This is a genomic window from Chloroherpetonaceae bacterium, from assembly GCA_025056565.1.
Lineage (GTDB): Bacteria > Bacteroidota > Chlorobiia > Chlorobiales > Thermochlorobacteraceae > Thermochlorobacter.
This window is the reverse complement of sequence record JANWWA010000001.1, coordinates 154,156-174,638: the sequence shown is the minus strand read 5'-3', so window position 1 is coordinate 174,638 and position 20,483 is coordinate 154,156. Positions and strand designations below refer to the sequence as shown.

Annotated in this window: 19 protein-coding genes and 1 pseudogene; 15 read left to right on the top strand and 5 right to left on the bottom strand. The window is 49.5% G+C overall.

The features are described from left to right. The first annotated feature begins 12 nt into the window (after nt 1-12). The 9 genes from NZM05_00750 (at nt 13) to NZM05_00710 (ending at nt 8,622) form a co-directional block, all read left to right on the top strand. Nucleotides 13-1,278, top strand: a complete 1,266-nt coding sequence (locus NZM05_00750) for a mechanosensitive ion channel family protein (GenBank protein ID MCS7012144.1) — start codon at nt 13-15, stop codon at nt 1,276-1,278. A gap of 71 nt (nt 1,279-1,349) precedes the next feature. Continuing rightward, the gene (locus tag NZM05_00745) at nt 1,350-1,562 is read left to right on the top strand and encodes a CDGSH iron-sulfur domain-containing protein (protein MCS7012143.1); all 213 of its coding nucleotides are present in this window, start codon (nt 1,350-1,352) and stop codon (nt 1,560-1,562) included. Further along, nucleotides 1,520-3,490 (top strand): hypothetical protein, encoded by a 1,971-nt coding sequence (locus NZM05_00740; GenBank protein MCS7012142.1) that lies wholly within the window; start codon nt 1,520-1,522, stop codon nt 3,488-3,490. The genes NZM05_00745 and NZM05_00740 overlap by 43 nt, the downstream gene beginning before the upstream one ends. A gap of 32 nt (nt 3,491-3,522) precedes the next feature. Then, entirely contained in the window at nt 3,523-3,936 is a 414-nt protein-coding gene (locus NZM05_00735) for an ATP-binding protein (GenBank protein ID MCS7012141.1), read from the top strand. Between the two features lie 18 nt (nt 3,937-3,954). Further along, a complete protein-coding gene (locus NZM05_00730; GenBank protein MCS7012140.1) occupies nt 3,955-4,620 on the top strand; it encodes a flavin reductase family protein in 666 nt (221 codons plus the stop codon). A 45-nt stretch (nt 4,621-4,665) separates the two neighbouring features. Further along, nucleotides 4,666-5,340: a popeye domain-containing protein gene (locus NZM05_00725; protein ID MCS7012139.1), complete on the top strand. Its 675-nt coding sequence runs from the start codon at nt 4,666-4,668 to the stop codon at nt 5,338-5,340. Nucleotides 5,341-5,438: 98 nt separating this feature from the next. Continuing rightward, nucleotides 5,439-6,467, top strand: a complete 1,029-nt coding sequence (locus NZM05_00720; GenBank protein MCS7012138.1) for an ABC transporter substrate-binding protein — start codon at nt 5,439-5,441, stop codon at nt 6,465-6,467. A 172-nt stretch (nt 6,468-6,639) separates the two neighbouring features. Continuing rightward, nucleotides 6,640-7,593, top strand: a complete 954-nt coding sequence (locus tag NZM05_00715) for a hypothetical protein (GenBank protein ID MCS7012137.1) — start codon at nt 6,640-6,642, stop codon at nt 7,591-7,593. Beyond that, entirely contained in the window at nt 7,594-8,622 is a 1,029-nt protein-coding gene (locus tag NZM05_00710) for a VWA domain-containing protein (GenBank protein ID MCS7012136.1), read from the top strand. It begins immediately after the preceding gene. Between the two features lie 53 nt (nt 8,623-8,675). Here the strand turns inward: NZM05_00710 and NZM05_00705 are convergent, their stop codons facing one another. Then, a complete protein-coding gene (locus NZM05_00705; GenBank protein ID MCS7012135.1) occupies nt 8,676-8,969 on the bottom strand; it encodes a hypothetical protein in 294 nt (97 codons plus the stop codon). A gap of 14 nt (nt 8,970-8,983) precedes the next feature. Between NZM05_00705 and NZM05_00700 the strand changes: the two genes are divergently transcribed. The 3 genes from NZM05_00700 (at nt 8,984) to NZM05_00690 (ending at nt 14,630) form a co-directional block, all read left to right on the top strand. Beyond that, entirely contained in the window at nt 8,984-9,610 is a 627-nt protein-coding gene (locus NZM05_00700; protein ID MCS7012134.1) for a CDP-alcohol phosphatidyltransferase family protein, read from the top strand. A gap of 87 nt (nt 9,611-9,697) precedes the next feature. Further along, the gene (gene mutS / locus NZM05_00695; GenBank protein MCS7012133.1) at nt 9,698-12,304 is read left to right on the top strand and encodes a DNA mismatch repair protein MutS; all 2,607 of its coding nucleotides are present in this window, start codon (nt 9,698-9,700) and stop codon (nt 12,302-12,304) included. A gap of 175 nt (nt 12,305-12,479) precedes the next feature. Continuing rightward, entirely contained in the window at nt 12,480-14,630 is a 2,151-nt protein-coding gene (locus NZM05_00690) for a DUF1926 domain-containing protein (protein MCS7012132.1), read from the top strand. A gap of 82 nt (nt 14,631-14,712) precedes the next feature. Here the strand turns inward: NZM05_00690 and NZM05_00685 are convergent, their stop codons facing one another. After that, entirely contained in the window at nt 14,713-15,507 is a 795-nt protein-coding gene (locus NZM05_00685; GenBank protein MCS7012131.1) for a DUF169 domain-containing protein, read from the bottom strand. Between the two features lie 129 nt (nt 15,508-15,636). Here NZM05_00685 and NZM05_00680 point away from each other — a divergent pair, with 129 nt between their 5' ends. Genes NZM05_00680 through NZM05_00670 form a run of 3 tightly spaced genes read left to right on the top strand, consistent with a single transcriptional unit; the run spans nt 15,637 to nt 17,843 of the window. Then, nucleotides 15,637-16,083: a hypothetical protein gene (locus NZM05_00680; GenBank protein MCS7012130.1), complete on the top strand. Its 447-nt coding sequence runs from the start codon at nt 15,637-15,639 to the stop codon at nt 16,081-16,083. Continuing rightward, nucleotides 16,080-16,712, top strand: a complete 633-nt coding sequence (locus NZM05_00675; GenBank protein MCS7012129.1) for a hypothetical protein — start codon at nt 16,080-16,082, stop codon at nt 16,710-16,712. Before NZM05_00680 ends, NZM05_00675 begins: the two co-directional genes overlap by 4 nt. Then, nucleotides 16,713-17,843: a hypothetical protein gene (locus tag NZM05_00670; GenBank protein ID MCS7012128.1), complete on the top strand. Its 1,131-nt coding sequence runs from the start codon at nt 16,713-16,715 to the stop codon at nt 17,841-17,843. 350 nt (nt 17,844-18,193) lie between these two features. Here NZM05_00670 and NZM05_00665 read toward each other — a convergent pair whose 3' ends face one another. The 3 genes and pseudogenes from NZM05_00665 to NZM05_00655 form a co-directional block, all read right to left on the bottom strand. Further along, the gene (locus tag NZM05_00665; protein MCS7012127.1) at nt 18,194-18,316 is read right to left on the bottom strand and encodes a hypothetical protein; all 123 of its coding nucleotides are present in this window, start codon (nt 18,314-18,316) and stop codon (nt 18,194-18,196) included. 98 nt (nt 18,317-18,414) lie between these two features. Beyond that, complete coding sequence (locus tag NZM05_00660) at nt 18,415-19,389, bottom strand: alpha-ketoacid dehydrogenase subunit beta (GenBank protein ID MCS7012126.1); 975 nt, start codon at nt 19,387-19,389, stop codon at nt 18,415-18,417. 93 nt (nt 19,390-19,482) lie between these two features. Further along, nucleotides 19,483-20,481 (bottom strand): annotated as a pseudogene (locus tag NZM05_00655) (thiamine pyrophosphate-dependent dehydrogenase E1 component subunit alpha). Between the last annotated feature and the right edge of the window lie 2 nt (nt 20,482-20,483).

The window sequence follows — 20,483 nt, the reverse complement described above, 5'->3', positions numbered from 1 at the left end:
TCAAGAATTACGATGGACGCACTCCAACAGTGGCTTGAATCGGCTGGAATCAAGTATGCAAATCTCATAACGCTGGCGCTCGGGTTTATTTTCTTGATTGTGGTCTGCTACGCTTCCCATTTCATTGCGCGGCGTATTCTCTTAGCATGGATTCATAGACTGGCTCAGATGAGCACATCGAAGTGGGACGATGTGTTAGTGGAGCACAAAACCTTTGACCGTGTGGCACATTTAGCCCCAGCAGTGGTGCTGCAGGTCGGGGCACCGTTTTTCTTTCCGAACTCACCAGATATAGTGGCTTTTCTTGGTCGCCTGAATGATTTTTACATCATCTGGGTAGCTGTGGCGGTGTCGTTTTCGCTGCTCAATGCAACTGCAGCGCTTTACCTGTCGTCACCAAAATCAACCAAAGAGTTCCCCATCAAAGTTATTGTTCAGGTCTTCCAGATTGTTGCAGTCTTCGTAGGTGCAATCTTTGGGTTAGCGATTTTGCTGAACGAGTCGCCCTTAGTCTTGCTCTCAGGTCTGGGTGCAATTACTGCCGTGTTGCTCATTATTTTTCGTGATGCACTGCTTGGCTTCACCGCTGGCATTCAGATTGCAACAAATCGCTTGGTGGCAATAGGCGATTGGATTGTGATGCCAAAATACGACGCCGATGGCACTGTTACAGAAATTGCACTAACTACGGTGCGAGTGCAAAATTGGGACAATACTTTCACCATTATTCCAACATATGCCCTCATTAGCGAATCGTTCAAAAACTGGCGGTCAGTGTTTGAAATGGGGGCACGGCGCATCAAGCGTTCCATCAACATTGACATTCATTCGGTAAAGTTTCTTGATGAAGCCGCAATGGAGCGCCTCTCAAAGATCAAGTATATCGCAGAATATATTGAGCAGCGGCGCAGGGAAGCAGTGCAAGAAGGCAGCGCAGGTTTGGTTGATGAACGCCGAATTACCAACTTAGGCGCCTTTCGTGCATATGTGTTCAACTACATTAAAAATCACCCCAAGATTCACAAAGGAATGACCTTCAATGTGCGGCACTTGCAGCCAACCGAGAACGGCATACCTATTGAGATTTGGGCGTTCACGACAGAGACATCGTTTGTAGACTATGAAAATGTCCAAGCCGAAATTTTCAACCATATTATTGCCATCGTGCCAGAATTTGAGCTACGCATCTTCCAGCGCCCGACGGGCTACGATATGCGGCAGATGTATCTAACAAATGGCGAAACAAAACGAGCGGCAGCATTACCACAATCAACCTAAGGCAAACGGTGGAGCCGCGGCAAAGTGTTTAAACAGGGAAAACAATAAACAACTGACTAACCTTCTTCGCAATGCCTGTTAAAATCACCGTGCTAAACAACGGCCCAATCAAAGTTGAGGGCGATACATTTGAACTTTGTGATGCGGCAGGAACAGCGTTTCAGCTGTCTAAACCGACAATTTTTCTTTGCCGCTGTGGTGCGAGTCAGAAAAAGCCATTCTGCGATGGTTCTCACCGCACGTGCAACTTTGTCTCCGAAGTGAAAGCCGAAGCGGCGCGATAAGGCACGCCTACGGACATAAGCTGCGAAGGTGGCTAGTTGCAGCGCTGTGGATACTTTGGCTTCCCACTGCCTTACAAGCCCAAGATTCGCTACGCCCAAAGACAGCATTCGGAGCGCTGACAAGTCGCAGCGTAAGTGTCTCATTTGAGCGATTTTTGAATACTTACTTTTGGCGTGCGCGAGCAGGATTCTTCCATGACTTCGGTGGTTGGCAACTGTCCGCAAGCGAGGCATTTACATCAAACCTTGCAGAGTTTGCGGGCGTAGCGCGTGAGCAGGCGGTGCGCGACGAAAATCAGTTTCAGGCAGAGCTGGTGCATCAAATTCAGAGTGGCTGGACAGTGCGGGCACAAGTGTCAAACTTTACACTCTCCGATAGCCGCAGTCTATTTCGCAACGATGCATTGGCGAATGCAGTGGCGTTGGGAATGGGCTTTGCACCGTCTTCACTACTTTTGCTCAGTGTGCTGGCGGGTGCAAAAGCCGAACAGCAGTTGGCTCAGCCATCCAGTGGCATAACTTATGCGCTCAGTGCGCAGCTCGACAGTCTAAGGGTCGGTAGTCTATCCGCATTCTCCAGTCTAAACCTAAGCGAAGAATTTTTAAGTCCTCGTCGCAATCAAACCGCACTGGCGACGCTGGTGTTGCGTCAAAATTACAGTGATGCGGCGTCGCTTTCTCTGTCAGGCGGCTACGAAAGGGTGCAGCGCGATTTTTTCTCGAATGTCTTTTTTACTGGTAGCCCCGAAAATCCACAAGTGGCCGTCGAGCGGCGCGTAGATCAAAACCTCTATACCCTCGATTCGATCTCCTATCACTTAACTGAAGCACTGTCAGTGGTAGCACGCTTCGAGCTGCGCTACCGACTGGTAAGGCGTGAAAATAGCCAGCAATTCTTGGACATCTCTCGCAGTTTATATGATAATGAAATTGCGCAGCAGCGATTGCTAACCCAAGCCAGTGCACTGTATCGGACGGCGTCGCTGCAGCTATCCTTCTCCTTTCTCTATCAGCAGCAATCGGAAACCTACCGCCCGATAAATGCCTCGCAAAATGTGCCAGAGGCACTGCGATTAGAACGACTGCGCAACAACGCCTTTGAAGTGGCGGCACTGGTCTGTGGCGCAGAGTGGCACTTGCGTGATGAAACAGGCGAGCCTATCAATCGGCTGGCGTTGCAGTATCAGATGCGCGGTTTTCGCTTCGATACCCCTTCGCCTGAAAACAACGATGACCGAGATGAGGTGAGTTATTTCCTAACACTGTCCGATAGTGTGCGCCTGAGCAAGTTTCTCGGGATAAGTCTCTTGCTGTCAGGCGCGCTGAGCCGCAATGTGTTCATTTTTCGTCAGCAAAGCGCAAATAGCACCGATAATTACATTTTGCGTCTCTCACCTGCGGTATGGTGGAGAGTTGGAGAAACTTTTCGAAACTATGCAGAATTTGGCGTGCTGGCAAACTACACGGTGTATCCTTTTGAGACCGTGCAAAGCGTGCGCAGCTTTTCCTTCCGTCAGTTCAACTTCTTAGACTCGGCGGAAATTTGCCTTTCCAAGACATTCTTTCTTAAATTACTCTATGACCAACGTATCTATGAACGAGCAGAGCTACTTTGGCGCGATTTTGCAGAACGACCACTCAACTCGTTCAATGACCGATTGATGCACATAGAAGCGTGGCTACGCCGTGAGCAACTGGCAGTCGCAGCTGGCGTAAGAGTCTTCTGGCGCCAGCAGTTTGGATTTCTGGGAGCTGTGCCACGCTTACAGCAAGAAGTGTTATATTTTGGTCCGACAGCTCGCATTACTTACTACCCAGCGCCTCAAACGGAACTGGAAGCGAGCGGGTGGTATCAAGTTGAGCAACTGGACGGCACAGTCATTCGTATCATTCCGAATCTAACCTTAGCCGTGCAATTCTCGTGGTGAATCGTCCAGCAGAGGCAACCGATTTCCCGCTGATGAAGACATCTTACGAACTGCGCCTGAAGAGTAAGCTGACCGAAGTTCGTAGGGTTGAGAAGTTTGTAAAGAAACTGGCAGCGCAGCATCACTTCTCTGAAGCGCGCCTGCATGATGTGATGCTGGTCATTACCGAAGCTACAAACAACGCCATTTTGCACGGCAATAAGTTAGATGCTAAAAAACGGGCAACGCTGCGCTGCACTGTTGACGGCAATCGTCTCTTGGTCGAAGTGCACGATGAAGGCAACGGCTTCGACCCCGATGCGTTGCCTAACCCGCTTGCAGAAGAAAACTTGCTCAAACCTTCTGGTCGCGGCGTGTTTCTTATCAAGCAGCTGGCAGAAGATGTGCGCTATGAGTTTTCTAAAACAGGCACCACAGTTCGATTTGCCATCACCTTTAGAAACTAAACCCAAATCTAATTACCCGTGAAAACCACAATCAACCCGCAAGAAGTCTCACCACGAGACTTTTACAAAATTCTGATTGGGTCAGTCTTGCCGCGCCCAATTGCATGGGTCTCAACAGTGAGCAAGGACGGCATTGATAACCTTGCGCCGTTTTCATTCTTTACGGTCGCTAGTGCAAACCCCCCTGTGCTATGTTTTGCACCAGCTATTAAGAGTGATGTCGTAGGTAGCCGAACAGTAGGCGTGCCGAAAGACACGCTCATCAATGTGAGAGAGACAGGTGAATTTGTCGTCAATGTCGTGAGTCGACATTTGGTTGAGGCAATGAATCAGACAAGCTACGACTATGACCATAGCGTCAGTGAGTTTGATGAAGTGGGGCTGACGCGTGAGCCATCGGTGCTGGTAAAGCCAAAGCGCGTGGCAGAGAGCGCAATTAACTTCGAGTGCAAGCTCTACAAGCTCATTGAGATTGGCTCGGAGCCGTTAGGTGGCACGCTGGTATTAGGTGAAATCGTGCTAGTGCATCTTGCGGAGCACGTGTTCAAAGATGGCAAAATCGATATGGATGCCTTAGACCCCATAGGGCGGCTGGGCGGACTATGGTATGCAGGTATCAAAGACCGCTTCGAGCTTCCACGCCCGACTTCGCCAAAGCTAACAGCCAAAGTGGCAAAGGAATAGAATTCCCCAAAAGTCGTATCTTCGCAAACGCCTAAGCCGACGACAATGAATGAGCTGGTAGGATTTCTAATCGGCAACGTGGCGTTTGCGCTGATTGCTCTCTCCTACTTGGTGCGAGATATTTTCTGGCTGCGCACGATGTCGATTGTTTCGTCGCTGGCAGGCATTTTTTACTGCTATGTTGTGCCAGCCGAGCCGCTTTGGGTAAATATCTTTTGGAACGGTGTGTTCATCGTAGTAAATCTGGTCTGGATTGGGATTCTGCTCAAAGAGCGACGCAGCGTGCATTTCAGTGAGGAAGAAAAAGAACTTTACAGCACCATCTTTCGGACTTTTTCACCAGTAGAGTTTATGAAGCTGATGCATATAGGCAAGTGGAAAGAAGGTAACCCAAACGATATACTCATCGTAGAGCAGCAGCCATGCGACTCAATGATGCTCATCTATAATGGAGAAGCTGAAGTGCTTTCCAAAGGACGGCGCGTTGCCATGCTAAAAGATGGTGCATTTGTCGGAGAGATGAGCTTTCTGACAGGTAATCTACCGTCCGCAACCGTTCGGCTTACGACGCCTACACGATACATTGCTTGGTCAAAAGATGAACTGCGACGACTCTTGAACCGTAACCCGTCGATGTGGGCAACGCTGCAAGGCGTGCTGAGCACAGACTTAACAAAGAAATTGACAGTTCGGAACGAAGAGGTGGCGACGCGACCATAACGCAGGGTCGTATAGGTAAATGCAGCGACGTACATTCACTTTGACAAAGACACCAGTAAAGGCTTTAAGCTTTGCAAGACAACAAAAAACACTCGACTATGAATCGCACTGCTTTTTCTATGTGGCGCGGCGTTCTTTTCTGGCTGGCACTAATTGGTGGCGCAGTCGGTTGCACATCGAAGCCAGAAGAGCCAAAAAAGCCTGAAAGTTCTATTGAAAAACCGGCCAAGAAACCTGTCGTGATTGGTTTTGTGCAACCCGTCGAGGATGAAACGCTCGACGAGGCACGCAAGGGCTTTATTGATGCGCTGGCTAAAAGAGGATACTCTGACACGGCAGGGACGGCGAAAATTATCTACCAGAACGCACAAAATGATATTCCAACGCTAAACCAGATTATTGATAAGTTCATTGCCGACAAGGTAACCTGCATTGCAGCCAATGCCACCTTGCCAATGATGACAGCACTCAAGAAAACCAAAGAGATTCCAATTTTTATGATGGTGGGACCCGCGCCAACCATTAATGACCTTGCAATTAAGACCAAAGATGGCAATGTCAAGCCGCCACCGAACCTTGTTGGCGTCTATGAAACACTGGCATATATTGATTCCAGCATTTCACTTATCAAGCGAGCGTTTCCGAACACAAAAACAATTGGCGTGATTTTCAACAGTGCTGAGCCGAACTCTACCAACGCAATGGGGGAGCTCCGAAAAAAGTGCAAGCAGAATAATATCAAACTGGTGGAGCGGGCTATTACCTCGACGGCAGAAACCCAGCAAGCCGTGCAAGCGATTTTGGCAAAAAATCCCGATGTCTTTTTTGCCTTACCTGACAATTTGGTCTTTGCTAGCTTTGAGATTATCCTGAAGGAAACACTCGCAAAGAAGGTGCCGATTGTAACCTCCGAAACGGGGCTTGTGAAGCGTGGGGCAACGATTGCCTACGGTGCAGATTTCTATATGTGGGGCTATCAAGCAGGTGAGGCTGCCGCTGAATACTTTGACACAGGCGACCTTGTGGCAGTAGGCTTGCGTCCAGTTAAAGTGCGAAAGCTGGTGCACAATGCAAAAATGGCGCAGGAACTTGGTTTCACACCACCGCCAGAATCGCAGCCTTTGTAATCAAAGTCTCTTTCGTGGCAAGACAAAGGCGGGTCAAGCCCGCCTTTCTACATTTCCGTCCTATCTTTCTGCCTTTTCGAAGAAGCAAGATTTGAGGCACAGAAATCAGAGTTTGAGATGCACTTTGCACACTAAAAAATCAATGCAGAGAACGTAACACGACCAAAGACCTATGCGACGCATTTGGGGGAGCCTGAGTCTGATTCTGCTCGTAATGCAAGGTGCACTGGCACAGCCTGTTGCAACCGTGTCGCTATCGCCAGATACATGCACGATTGGCGATGAAGTGTTCTACACCATTCAGGTGCTTAAAAAGCCATCGGTGCAGATGCAGTATCCGGCCGCAAGCGACTCACTGGTATTTTATCCGTTTGAAGTGCGCCAGATGAATCGCTTGCCTGACGAAACCAGAGAAGAGCTACGACTGGAGAGCGTGCGCTATACGCTGACCGTGTTTGATACAGGCATGCAGGTCGTGCCACCCATTCGGCTTACTTACTTTGATGAAGCAGCAAATCGTGCAGATTCACTGTGGTTAGGGGCGCAAAAGGTTTATGTTCGTTCCTTGCTGGATACAGCACGTAAGGATATTGTGGACATTAAGCCAGTGCGCAGTGTGCCTGTGCCAGCGTGGATTTATGTGTTGGGCGGTGCATTGCTGCTGGCAGTCGCAGTGGGCATCTACCTACTGGTGCGATACTGGCGGCATCGTCCTATGCCAATGCCAACACCGACCGTAGAGAACCGACCTGCCAAGACGCCTTACCAAATTGCATCTGAGAAGCTGCAGAGCTTAGCAGACTACTCGCTGCGTACGCCTGAGGACTACAAAACCTACTACACTCTGCTTAGCGACACTGTGCGGGAATTTTTGGAAAACTACTACAACTTCAACGCACGGGAACAGCTAACATCGGAGATTTGTGCTGTAATGGAAATGCGCCGACCGCCCGAAGAAGTGGGACGCATACGCAGGCTATTGGAAACAGCAGATTTGGTCAAGTTTGCTAAGTTCCAGCCTGAATTCTCTGAGGCGAAAGAAAGCTGGGCATTGGCTTACCAAATTATTGAGGTAGCCAAGCCAGTAGAGCCAGCACCGACAACGAACTTAGCAAAAACGCCATAAATGGTAGAGCTTTTCTTTCAAGAAAACTTTTCGTTTCAAAACCCCGAAGCGTTCTGGTTGCTGCTGCTTCTGCCTGTGCTGGTGTTCTGGCACTGGCATCGAGTGCGAACTGGGCGGTTGCCAGCAGTGGTGTTCTCAAGCGTGAAGGAGCTGGTAAAAACGGGGCATCAGGCGATTTGGCTGCAACTGGGACGCTATATGCCGCTCGGGCTGCGCATTTTGGCACTCAGTTTTCTCATTGTGGCACTGGCACGTCCGCGCTTGGAAAATCAGCGTCAGACCGTGTATGCAGAAGGTATCGATATTATGATGGTCATAGACCTCTCTGGCTCAATGCTGGCAGAAGACTTTGAGCCGAAAAATCGCATTGAGGCAGCCAAAGAAGTGGCAATTGATTTTATCAACCATCGTATCAGCGACCGAATTGGTCTAGTTGTGTTCGCAGGACAAAGCTATACCCAATGTCCACTGACGCTGGACTACAATCTCCTCAAAACACTGATTGCGAAGCTGGAAGCAGGGCAGCTTGCAGAGGACGGCACGGCTATTGGGCTAGCGATTGCAACGGCTGCCAATCGTTTGCGAGACTCACAGGCAAAGAGCAAAGTCATCATTTTGCTGACAGATGGACAGAACAACGCAGGTGAGATTGAGCCGATTACTGCGGCAGAGTTAGCAGCCGCACTGGGCATCAAAATCTACACGGTCGGCGCAGGCACACAAGGCTATGCAAATTATCCCTTTGAAGACCCGCTCTTCGGCAAGCGCTATATGCGCGTCAAAGTCGATGTCGATGATGCGACACTCACACGTATCGCAGATTTGACAGGAGGTCGATACTTTCGTGCAACCGACTATGAAAGTCTCAAAAAGATTTACCGAGAGATTGACGCGCTGGAAAAAACCAAAGTAGAGGTGGAGACCTTTACGGAATACAAAGAAGAATTTGTGCGGTTTCTGACGCCAGCGCTACTGTGCCTTGCATTAGAAGTGTTGCTGATAAATACGCGTTGGCGTCGTGTGCCTTGAAGAGCAGCGTATAGAATAGCGCAGTGCACAGCGAAAAGACATTGTGCACAACTCTAAAACTCTGGCTCTAAACCGCGCAAGACCGCACACATTCGGCAGATTTTTTCCCCTGCATCAACCATAAACCATGCTTTGCGAGCGTTATACCATAGATCGCAATCGCTGGCTTCGCACTTCTCAAAACCAATTTCAGTGGCAAAAGCAATGATATTTTCCTCCGTAATTTCTACGGGCAAACGATTGCCTAACTGAATTTCCTCTATCAGGGCGGCTCTTAGGACACCGAAGGAGGCAACAGGCTTAAAAATTTGCAGGCGCTCAAGCGCAGTATATTTGTTTGGGACCATTTGTGCATTAGATTTTGACGCCAACGCTTCTGAAAAGCGATTTCAACGCCACGTTTAATATGCAGAGCACTTCTACTCATCGAGCGCAAGAACGCATTTTTACGCTGTCTAATTTCCTAAGCGTGCTGCGCATTTTGCTTGTGCCACCGTTTATTTACTTCTTCTCCAATGGCGACAAACTCACAGCATTTGTGCTCATGCTGGTGGCGATTTCAACAGACTGGTTTGATGGACGCGTAGCACGCTGGACAAACAGTGTCTCTGAAATGGGCAAAATTTTGGACCCGCTTGCCGACAAGCTCTCGGCAGCGCTGATAGGCATGTACTTTGCCTACCTGGGTGAATTGCCGCTGTGGTTTGTGGTGTTTCTTTTCCTGCGTGATGCGATTATCTTCGGTGGAGGAATTTATGCCAAGCGCCGCAAGCATATCCTCACAACGGCGTTGCCAGCGGGCAAGTGGGCCGTTGGCTTTGTGGCACTGCTCTACGCAATGATTGTGTTCCCTTATCCGACGATTGACTTCTCTTTGGCAAAAACCGTGTGCATCTGGATAGCAACCGGCTTGCTGTTTGCATCATTTGTGCAGTATGCAATTCGCTTTCGTGATATTCTTCAAGGCAAAGAGGTGATCAATCTCTGACAGTGCAGTTTGTATTTTTGCGTAGGTATTCTTGCTAAACTATCGCCTAAGCAAGCTGTGGCAAAGAAGCAGGACGACACGCCGCTGATGCGGCAGTATGAGAAAATCAAGTCGCGCTATCCAGATGTGATTTTGCTCTTTCGCGTGGGCGACTTTTACGAGACCTTTCACGACGATGCCAAGCGACTCTCTGAAGCAGTCGGTATTGTGCTGACAAAGCGCGCAAACGGTGCGGCAGCAGATGTGCCGCTGGCTGGCTTTCCACATCACGCCCTTGAAACTTATGTGGCAAAGCTGGTTAGACAAGGGTTTCGTGTAGCCGTGTGCGAGCAGATGGAAGACCCAAAGTTTGCGCGCGGCATTGTCAAGCGGGAAGTAACGGACATCATCACACCCGGCGTCAATTTTAGCGATAAGCTCCTTGATGAAAAGCGCAACAACTACCTGTGTGCCGTTCACTTTGCTGCTAAGGGGAGCATCGGCATTGCTTTCATTGACGTAACAACCGCTGAGTTTCAAGCCTTAGAAGTGGAGCGTGGTGCATTTGCCGAAGCACTGCAAACCATTCAGCCCTCAGAAATTCTTTACTCTAAAAAGCAAAAAGCAGAGCGCCTATTCCTTGAGCAAAGTGCGCCTGCGCAGGTAGCCTTTACCGAACTCGATGAGTGGCTGTTTAGCCTTGATTACGCTGAGCAGACGCTACGCAATCATTTCAAGGTGCATTCACTCAAGGGCTTTGGCATTGAGTCGCTGGATGCGGCCAAAGTCGCAGCCTCTGTCATTTTGAACTACTTAGCCGACACGCAGCGCCACAAGCTCGAATACATTCGCAAGCTCTCTCGCCTTGACTTGGGCGACACAATGACGCTTGACCCACAGACCAAGCGTAACTTGGAGATTCTTTACTCTATGCAAGATGGCTCGCGTAGCGGCACGCTGCTTGGCATTTTGGATAAGACGCTTACCGCAATGGGCGCGCGAATGCTTAAAAAATGGCTGGCTCGCCCTTCTCGCAATTTATCCCTCATTCATCAGCGGCTGGATGCGGTGGCAGAGCTGGTTGCTGATAGCCACCGTCGCACTGCTCTGCGCGACTTGCTTAGAGGACTATGCGACCTTGAGCGTGTACTGTCGCGCATTGCGATTGGGCGTGCGGCGCCCAGAGATTTGCTCATTCTTGCAGGGTCGCTTGCGCAGATTCCGAACGTTCAGCACTACCTGTCTGCTTGCCAGAGTCGCTTGCTGCGACAGCTATGTGCGGCGCTCTATGACTGCAGTGAGCTGGTCTCGGAGATTCAGGCCGCAATTTCGCCTGATGCACCGGCTTCGCCTGCGGATGGAAATGTGATTCAAGCAGGCTACCACGCTGAACTCGATGAGCTCCGTGAGATTGTGCGTAATGCAGAAAAACGCTTGATTCAAATTCAGCAAGAAGAGCGTGAAAAAACAGGTATTGCGTCGCTAAAGGTGCTCTACAACAAGGTCTTTGGCTACTATATTGAAATCAGCCACGCCAATCGGAGTAAGGTCCCACCGCACTATGAGCGCAAGCAAACGCTGGTGAATGCCGAGCGATACACCATTCCTGCACTCAAAGAATACGAGGCAAAAATTCTTTCTGCTGAAGAAAAGCGGCTCGAGCTCGAGACGCGCCTTTTTAGCGAGCTATGCCAAAAAGTGGCCAGTGCAGCAGAGCGCATTCAAGCCAATGCTGAAGCATTGGCTATCTTGGACACGCTGCAATCCTTTGCAGAATGCGCCACACTCTACGGCTACAGCAAGCCTGAGGTAACTGATGAAGACATCTTGCAAATTGTTCAGGGGCGGCATCCTGTCTTGGAGCGCCTCATGCCACCGGGCGAAAAGTATGTGCCGAATGACTGCTTGCTCGACAGCGAGACGCGTCTGATGCTGATCACGGGGCCGAATATGGCAGGGAAAAGCTCTTACTTGCGCCAGACAGGGCTAATTGTGCTGCTGGCACAGATTGGCTCGTTTGTGCCAGCAGAGCGTGCCAGAATTGGACTGGTGGATAAGATTTTTACGCGCGTAGGCGCAAGCGATAACCTTGCAGCAGGTGAAAGCACCTTTCTGGTCGAGATGAACGAAGCCGCACACATTTTGAACCATGCGACGGCACGCAGCCTCATTTTACTTGATGAAATCGGACGTGGCACTAGCACCTACGATGGAATGTCAATTGCATGGGCAATCACGGAGCATATCCACGATGTGATTGGCGCAAAAACACTTTTCGCCACGCACTATCATGAGCTGTCTGAATTGGAAGCGCACCTCCCTCGGCTTAAAAACTTCAATGCAGCAGTGGTAGAAACTGGGGACAGGGTGATTTTCCTGCGCAAAATTGAGCGAGGCGCGGCACAGAATAGTTTTGGTATCGAAGTCGCAAAGATGGCTGGTCTGCCAGCGTCGGTCATTGAGCGAGCGCGAGAGATTCTGGCGCGCCTTGAGCGTGAAGAAGCTCAACGGCTTGCTGAGGAAAAGGACTTGCGCAGCAAAGCCAAAAAAGTTGAGCTGCGAGCGATACCGCAGGAGAATTTTCAAATCTCGCTGTTTGAAATGGGCGACAGCAAGCTGCGTGAAGCATTGCTGCAGTTAGACCTCAATCGCCTGACGCCAATTGAAGCCCTTTTGAAACTGGCTGAACTGAGGCGCCTTGCAGAAGGCAAGTAGCACCGAGGGCAGGGGAGGCGCAGCTTGCAAAGAAGAAAAGTGGGAGCAAGCAGCCTGACGAAACCCCACTGCAATTATCTTCGGACTGAGGCAATACGCTACAAGCCCTGCGCCACTCAAAAAATGCCTGCAATTCTTTACCTTTGCGCCTAAACTGACAATGCCGACGCTCGCTATGAAAAAAATCAATCTCATTTTCGGCACGCATAATCACCAACCTATCGGCAATTTCGACTCTGTCTTCGAAGACGCTTACCAGCGTGCATACAAGCCCTTTCTCGATGTCTTTGAGAAGTTCCCAAACCTCAAAATCTCCAAACACTACACGGGCATTCTCTTCGAGTGGCTCTTGGAAAAACACCCTGATTTCTTCGACCAGCTACGAGCGCTGGTCAAGCGTGGCAACATTGAACTGATTAGCGGTGGATTCTATGAACCTATCTTAGCGGTTATTCCTGACGAAGACAAAATTGGGCAGATTGAGAAACTCACGAAGTTCATCAAAAAACACTTCGGCTTTCGTGCCGAAGGACTTTGGCTGGCAGAACGCATCTGGGAACAACATCTCACTAAACCGCTGGCACAAGCAGGCATTCGATATGTGATTTTGGATGACACGCATTTCAAGTATGCTGGTCTTAGCGATGAGCAACTTCTGGGCTACTACATCACCGAAGAGCAAGGCTACACTACAAACCTTTTCCCAATTTCCAAAACTTTGCGCTACACCATTCCTTTTCAACCTGTGGAAAAAACACTGGAATATCTCTACAGCGTCGCAGATGAAAGCGGAGAGCGGCTAGTGGTTTTTGCGGACGATGGCGAAAAGTTTGGCGTCTGGCCCAACACCTACGAACATGTCTATGTCAAAGACCGTTGGCTTGAGCAGTTCTTTAAAGCGCTGGACGAAAACCGCAGTTGGATTCGAATGATGACCTTTGCTGAAGCCTTGCGTGAGCTGAAACCGATTGGCAGAATCTATCTCTCAAATGCGTCTTATGCCGAGATGATGCACTGGTCGCTGCCGACCGTCAAATCCTATCGTGCATTTGAACAATTTGAGAAAGCGCTAAAGAAGCACCACTTGCTTGATGGCAATGATGTCTTCGTGCGGGGAGGCTTTTGGCGCAATTTTATGGTGAAGTATCCCGAAGCCAACCAGATGCACAAGCGAATGCTGGAAGTCTCTGCACGGGCGCAAGCCTTGCTGGCAAAAGGCAAGAAGGTAGGCAGTAAGGTTTTAGATAAAATCTGGGCGGCTCAATGCAATTGTCCGTACTGGCACGGTGTATTTGGAGGCACTTATTTGCCAAATTTGCGCCACCCCATCTACCAAAACCTGCTTGAAGCAGAAGTGGCGCTGGATGCAATTGACAACAAGCACGGCGACGTAACCGTCTCAGTTTATGACTTTGACCGTGATGGTCAAGAAGACATCGTGCTTAAATCCAACGAATTAGGGCTATACTTCAAGCCTTCGGACGGCGGCAAACTGGTCGAGCTGGATTACAAAGCTGCACGCAAGAACATTTTAGACATTCTGACACGCCGCGAAGAAGGATACCACGCCGAGCTACGTGAGTTTGCAAGAAAAGGCTCACATGCTCATGCACAGAACGAAGGGGTTGCCAGCATTCACGATATCGTGAAGATGAAAGAGGCGGACCTTGACAAGTATCTCTACTACGACACCTATCGGCGTGGCAGCCTGATTGACCACTTCTTTGAACCATCGGTTACGGCAGAAGACCTCTACCAAAGCAAAGCCGTTGAACTAGGCGACTTTATTACGCGAGCCTATTCTTACAAGCTCAGCGGCAACAAAGCCAAACGCACCGTCGTGCTTGAGTGCGTTGGCGAAGTGCGCTCGGCAGGCAAGGCAGCATTTGTTGAACTATCAAAAGCTGTAACGCTTGCCAAAGGCAAATCAGAGTTCACGGTAGATTATGTGCTGCGCTTGGTCTCTGACGAAGTGCTTCCGCCACTTCGCTTCGGCGTAGAGTTTGCTTATGGACTGCTGGCAGGCGATGCACCTGACCGCTACTATTACTTTGACGGCATTGAGCTGGCTGACCGACGTTTGCGCTCAATGGGCGAAGTGCGTTCCCGAATGGTTGGCTTAAAGGACGAGTGGTTGCATATTCACGCACGGCTGGAAGCGTCGGAAGACGCAACTGTCCTGCGCTACCCCATTGAGACCATTTCGCTATCGGAAGATGGCTTTGAGCGCGTCTATCAAGGCTCTGTTGTGGTAATGTGCTTCGACCTCAAGCTCACAAAAAAGCCCTATCGGATTTCCTTTGTGCAGCGCTTCTCACGGGCTTGATAGCAGCATAACCCTTTTCACAAGGCCAGCGAAAAGGATGCGCCACACTTTCGTGTAGAGATTCAGCGCGCTCTGCACTGGTTTATCCTTGCGCAGCAGACCGCTTGTTACCGCCATAGACATTTTCCTCAAAATATGACGGGCGAATGCGCTTGCGCATTTCAGCAGGTGTGATTTTGAAGCTATCCGCCACTGCGAAAAGATGCTTAATGTGGTCACGTGGAATACAGGCGAACATTTCGCTGGTCTGAAGGTGGTTGTGGATTCTGCCGCCACCGTCGCCCACGACAAAGACGCTATTATTCTCCAAATACGGCACGCTGAAGAGCGAAGAACAGGCACTCATTCCAAGTTCGCCAATTGGGAATTTACCAATGCGTGTTGAGGCGGCCCCTGCAAGAATCATCGCATACTGTGGCTCACAGATGACAATGACAAGGTGCACCAGACTTTCGTCTTCCACCATTGAAATTGGCGCGGCAGCAATCGCCTTAAACTCACCTTTAGGCAAGTTGGCAGTGTTGTGTTTGTTAGCTTTGGCTGCCTCGAGCGTGTAGAACTGCTGCACATCGGTCATATAAATGCCGTCGGTGATGTATTCGCTGGCATTTTCAAGCATACCGAGGTGGTAGAGTCCGACGAGGCAATCATGGTTGTGGCGATCGATATAGACGCGCTTGCCTGTATCGGCGTGATACACAAGGGCGCATGGCACATCTTGAATAGGCGTATAGCCCGGAGGCGGTTCATGGCGGCAGTAAGTGATGGCAACGGCGTTGTGCTTCAATTTGAATTGCGCCATCACAGCTTGGAGTTTTTGGAGGTCAATTTTTTCGCCGGTCTCGCTTACAGCATTGTAGGAATTGATGATTTGCATACTTCCTCCTTTTTCAATGGAAATGTTACAATGATGCCGAAACTTACGGCTTTTTTCGCAACGGAAAAAGCAATCGCGTCCCGCTTTTCCGTATAGCTTGATTTTGCATGGAATTCACTTGCGCTCGCAATGCGTAGACTGCTCATCATTTCATGCTCCGACCGCAAGCGTTCAAGCAAAGGCAAACTGCCTGCGTGGGAGCGTTACGACGGCGTAAGTTTTCGCCTGCTCAAAAAACTGCAACGCGAAAACGCTTTCCCGAAAAATCTTGACGTCTTGATTCTTTCGGCAAAGCACGGTTTGCTCTCTCCTGAGACGTGGATTGATGACTACGATTTGAAGATGACCGCTGCGCGCGCCTTTGAGCTTGCTCCGTCTGTCTCGAGGCAGCTTGACCGCTTGCTTCGAAGGGAAAAATATGCCGATGTTTTTGTTAATTTGGGCAAAGCATATTTCTCCGCGCTTGCCTTATCGGAAGAATTGCCCAAGCTCAATCTAACTTGCGCGCAAGGCGGAATTGGTAGTAGAATGAAGCAAATGAAGGCGTGGATTTTTCAAAGCGAGGTGAGGCGATGAGCGAATATCTTTCAGAAGAAGGTGTTAAGAAGGATCTGCAGCGGCAGCCCAGCATAATGCTCAAACTCGCCGAAAATGCTCTACAAGTCGCAGAAAGCCTCAGAGGAAATTATTTCAACAACACTGCTAAATTCATCGCTGCGCTCCGCAAAGCGATGGAGCGTACTAATGAGCCTATTTTCACCAAGCACAAAATCAGCAATGCAGATTGGTCTCAATTTCAAGGCGAAGTCGTTGCGTTCATAGATGGCGGCGTGGGTCAAGTCGAGCTTTCCAGTCAAGTTCCCGTTCTATTGCGCGTCGGTTCATACGTGGTCAAATCAGGGGAGCGCAATTTGGCAGAACGAGAAAAGTTTGGCTACTACCCTGTAATTCTCGGCGATTTAGAAGGTGGAACCAAGGAGCGACACGACTTTATTGACATTGTGCGCATCATAGCAGAACTGCTTGGTGGCTTATCGATATTAGAAAGCTATGAAAAAATCAGCGTATTAATGTTTCACGGACCACTTGTCTATACGGTCAATCACTACACGGGTCACTCACCCTTCACTGAAAATGATATTGATAAATTTCTTGCTCACTATGGCGCAAAAAGTCAGCGTGGGCGCGAAATAAAAGAGAGTTAGATGACCAGAGAAATATCTTTTGGGCAATACGCTCTAAAAACGCCAGCGATATTTGCCAGTTACCGTTTAGGCGATTTTCCGAGTGCAGGACTCAAAAGTCATCCTTGGAACATCACTGAAACCGAAGCCCTGCTTATCAACGCTTTTGACTTCACGCGCCCAAAGTTTCGGAAACATTTAGAAAACGGCTGGTCGGTTGAAAAATATCTTGACTTCCCCAATAAACCCGTAATGATTGATTCGGGCGCATACTACTTTTTGAAGCATCCGCAGATTACAGTTACGCCCGAAGAAATTTTAGAAATTGAATTAAAAGCCAAGGCTCAGGTGGGCGTCGTGCTCGACCACCCATTTCCTCCAAATGCACCTGACAAAAAACAACGGATTACGACGACGATTCGCAACACGAAGCAGATGTTTCTTGCGCTGTCAAAAAAAGAAAGTCAGATGGAATTGATGCCAGTTGTTCACGGACATAGCAAGCAGGAAATTCGTGATTGCATTCGTCGAATTCGTTGCGCAATGAATGCGGACATTACACGAATTGGCATCGGCAGCATTGCTCCCCTTGCGAAACACGGCAATGGCAAACTGGCAAGCGAAGTCATCAGAGCCGTGAGGGCTGAACTTCCGAATGCGCACATTCACTGCTTTTCAATGGGTTCGGCACTTTCAATGTTGCTGGCGTTCCACAGCGGCGCCGATACCGTTGATTCGCAAAGTTGGATTCTTTCTGCGGCGTTCAAGTTGGCTCAACTGCCAGGGCATTATGTTACGCGGCTTGCGGACCGCGAGTATGAAAATCGCGAGCAATTCAAAGCTGCCAAGCGCGCTTTCGCTGAACGCATCAAGCTACTTCACGACGAAGAGGGCTATTACGTCAAAGATTGGCAAACAGGTAACTGGATTAATATTGCTTGCAACGGGGAACTAAACGATTACGTGGATAGCCTATCTGACATTCATAGCAACGAAAATGTGCACAATCGTGCTTGCCACAATCTTTGGACATATAACTTCGAAGCACGGAAAGCGCGAGAAGCAATGCATAGCGACAAGTGGGAAAAATTTATCTGCAAACGACTATCCAATACGCGCTACAAATTCATTCAAGCTGAAAAGCAAATTTGAAAAAGTATGAGGGTGTTTGTGGTGTATCGTGTGCTAAACACTTCTGCAAGTAGGAAGTGAATGCCCGTTGTCTCGTCCTTAAACTCGTCTTCCGTAAAGACCTTCGGTTTTTGATTCGGCAGGCAGAGCGCGATGCTTTCAAAAAACAGTTTCACTAACCATACTGCACTTCTCGCCCGATTCAAAATACTGCTGAGCTTGTCAGAAAAGTCCACCGCACTTTGCGAGAGAGATAATGTCAATTGCGGTGAGCAGCGGCACAGTCATCTGCTGCACATCGTGCTGCTAATCAATAGAGAGCTTGAGATAAATACACAAGTTTAAACGCAAGCTCGCTGGCTATGCTGAACTTAGCGTATCGGGAGAGAATGTTCCCTAAGCGTAGTTGAACGATAGAGCGATTCAAACTCGGCATCGTTTGCCGCGCTCTTTTTCGTAGTCTGAAATGTGGATGAAGCTGAGATGTTCTGCATTGCGCAACGATACTTAATTAACACTGCCTCGAGAGGTATGCACATTTTTCCCAAAAGCCGAAACTACGCAACACGCTAATGCTGCGCCACTTCAATGCTCAAAACGCTGCTAAGCGTCTGAGAATGTCCAGCATTTTCTTCTCGTTAGGCAAAGCGGCTTCTTCCAAAATCGGATTGTAGGGCACGGGAATATCCAAACCGCCAAGACGCATCACAGGCGCATCAAGATAAGTGAAGCAATGCTCCGCAATGAACGCCGCAATCTCTGCGCCAAACCCTTGCGTGAGTGTGTCTTCATGCGCCACCAGAACTTTGCCTGTTTTCTTCACCGTGTTGAAAATCGCTTCCTTGTCGTAAGGAATAATCGTGCGCAAGTCCACCACTTCTACGCTCACACCTTCTTGCTCCAACTTCTTTGCAGCATTTAAGGCTTGCTGCACCAGCGCGCCGTAGGTAATCACCGAAATGTGCTCGCCTTCTCGCACCACTTTAGCTTTGCCAAACGGGAGAAAATATCGCTCGTCAGGTTCAGGCGATTTGGCAAAACTTTGACGATAAAGATACTTGTGCTCCAAGAAGAGCACAGGGTCGTCCATTCGGCAAGCTGTTTTCAGCAGACCTTTGGCATCAGCTGCATTGGAGGGAAAAGCGATCTTGATGCCGACGCAATGGGCAAAAATACCTTCAATGTTTTGCGAGTGGTAGTGCGCCCCGTGAATATATCCGCCCACAGGCACGCGAATCACCACAGGACATTTCCACTTGCCTGCAGAACGATAGCGCATCATTCCCAGCTCGTTGCGAATCTGCATCATCGCAGGGAAGATGTAATCGCCAAACTGAATTTCCACGACGGGCTTATAGCCCATCACGGCTAAGCCAATCGCCGTGCCCACGATGGAACTTTCCGCGAGCGGCGAATTGAAACAGCGGTCTATGCCGTGTTTTGCCGTTAGCCCACGTGTTGCGGTAAACACACCACCTTTGCCACCAGCGACATCTTCACCGTAGACCAGCATTTTAGGGTTGTGCGTCATTTCTTCATCGAGAGCCTTGTTAATGGCATCGACCATCACAATAGGGGCGCCGCTGGGCACAGTGGCTTCAAACTCTACTGGCACAGGCTCACTGCTAAAGATGTGCTTTTCAACCTCTTCGGGCTTTGGGTCAGGGCGCGATTCAGCCCAAGTGGCGGCTTCATCAATCTGTCGCCTGATTTCTGCACGGATTGTCTCCAGTTCTTCCGCCGTAACCACGCCTTCTTCCAAAAGATACTGCTCATACTTGATGAGGCAGTCCCTCTTGCGGTCTTCGGCAAGCTCTTCTTCGGTGCGGTATTTCGTGTGGTCATCAGATGAAGAATGCGGCAACAGTCGCACCACTTTGGCGTTAATCAGCACAGCGCCTTCGCCTTTGCGGCAGCGTTCAACCGCTTCTTTAGCCACATCATACATCTCGAAGAAATCCGTGCCATCCACATCGTATCGGATTAAGCCCTCGTAGCCCGCCGTGAGTTTATAGACCGATTGTCCAGCTGTTTGCTCCCGAATAGGGACGGAGATAGCGTAGCCATTGTCCTCAATGTGGAAAAGAACGGGCAGTTTTTCGCGTGAAGCCCAGTTCAAAGCTTCGTGAAAATCACCTTGTGAAGTGGTGCCTTCACCGCTGGAAACATAGACGATTTCAGTTTTCCCTTCTGCTTGATTTTGTCGCTTGCAGCCCATTGCAGTGCCAACGGCTTGCAAGTATTGGGTGCCAGTGGGCGACGACTGCGAGACAATGCGCAGCTTATCGTTACCAAAGTGCCCATACATCTGCCTGCCTGCAGTGCTGGGAGATTCCTCTTTGGCGAGGAACTCAAGCATTGCATCTTCAATCGTCATACCCATCGTAAGGCAGTAGGCAAGGTCGCGGTAGTATGGGTAAGACCAATCGGAGGCAGTTTTAAGATGGGCGGCGATGGCAACTTGTGCCGCTTCGTGACCCGATGTGCCAATGTGAAACGACGCTTTGCCTTGCCGAAGCATTTTAAGCAGCTTGTCGTCAATGCTCCGCGCCGTGAAGATGAGCTTGTAGTATCGGAGAAGTTGCTCTTTGCTAAGCTCGCTGCTGGCGCTTTTCTTTTTTCTTCTCCCGACAGATTTTTTTGCGCTGGTTTCAATCATAA

Bases quoted from the DNA above. Each gene is read 5' to 3' on its own strand.
- NZM05_00750 (MCS7012144.1), top strand. From the start codon at position 13: ATGGACGCACTCCAACAGTGGCTTGAATCGGCTGGAATCAAGTATGCA.
- NZM05_00745 (MCS7012143.1), top strand. From the start codon at position 1,350: ATGCCTGTTAAAATCACCGTGCTAAACAACGGCCCAATCAAAGTTGAG.
- NZM05_00735 (MCS7012141.1), top strand. From the start codon at position 3,523: ATGAAGACATCTTACGAACTGCGCCTGAAGAGTAAGCTGACCGAAGTT.
- NZM05_00725 (MCS7012139.1), top strand. From the start codon at position 4,666: ATGAATGAGCTGGTAGGATTTCTAATCGGCAACGTGGCGTTTGCGCTG.
- NZM05_00720 (MCS7012138.1), top strand. From the start codon at position 5,439: ATGAATCGCACTGCTTTTTCTATGTGGCGCGGCGTTCTTTTCTGGCTG.
- NZM05_00715 (MCS7012137.1), top strand. From the start codon at position 6,640: ATGCGACGCATTTGGGGGAGCCTGAGTCTGATTCTGCTCGTAATGCAA.
- NZM05_00710 (MCS7012136.1), top strand. From the start codon at position 7,594: ATGGTAGAGCTTTTCTTTCAAGAAAACTTTTCGTTTCAAAACCCCGAA.
- NZM05_00705 (MCS7012135.1), bottom strand. From the start codon at position 8,969: ATGGTCCCAAACAAATATACTGCGCTTGAGCGCCTGCAAATTTTTAAG.
- mutS (MCS7012133.1), top strand. From the start codon at position 9,698: ATGCGGCAGTATGAGAAAATCAAGTCGCGCTATCCAGATGTGATTTTG.
- NZM05_00690 (MCS7012132.1), top strand. From the start codon at position 12,480: ATGAAAAAAATCAATCTCATTTTCGGCACGCATAATCACCAACCTATC.
- NZM05_00685 (MCS7012131.1), bottom strand. From the start codon at position 15,507: ATGCAAATCATCAATTCCTACAATGCTGTAAGCGAGACCGGCGAAAAA.
- NZM05_00680 (MCS7012130.1), top strand. From the start codon at position 15,637: ATGCGTAGACTGCTCATCATTTCATGCTCCGACCGCAAGCGTTCAAGC.
- NZM05_00675 (MCS7012129.1), top strand. From the start codon at position 16,080: ATGAGCGAATATCTTTCAGAAGAAGGTGTTAAGAAGGATCTGCAGCGG.
- NZM05_00670 (MCS7012128.1), top strand. From the start codon at position 16,713: ATGACCAGAGAAATATCTTTTGGGCAATACGCTCTAAAAACGCCAGCG.
- NZM05_00665 (MCS7012127.1), bottom strand. From the start codon at position 18,316: ATGCAGAACATCTCAGCTTCATCCACATTTCAGACTACGAAAAAGAGC.
- NZM05_00660 (MCS7012126.1), bottom strand. From the start codon at position 19,389: ATGGTCGATGCCATTAACAAGGCTCTCGATGAAGAAATGACGCACAAC.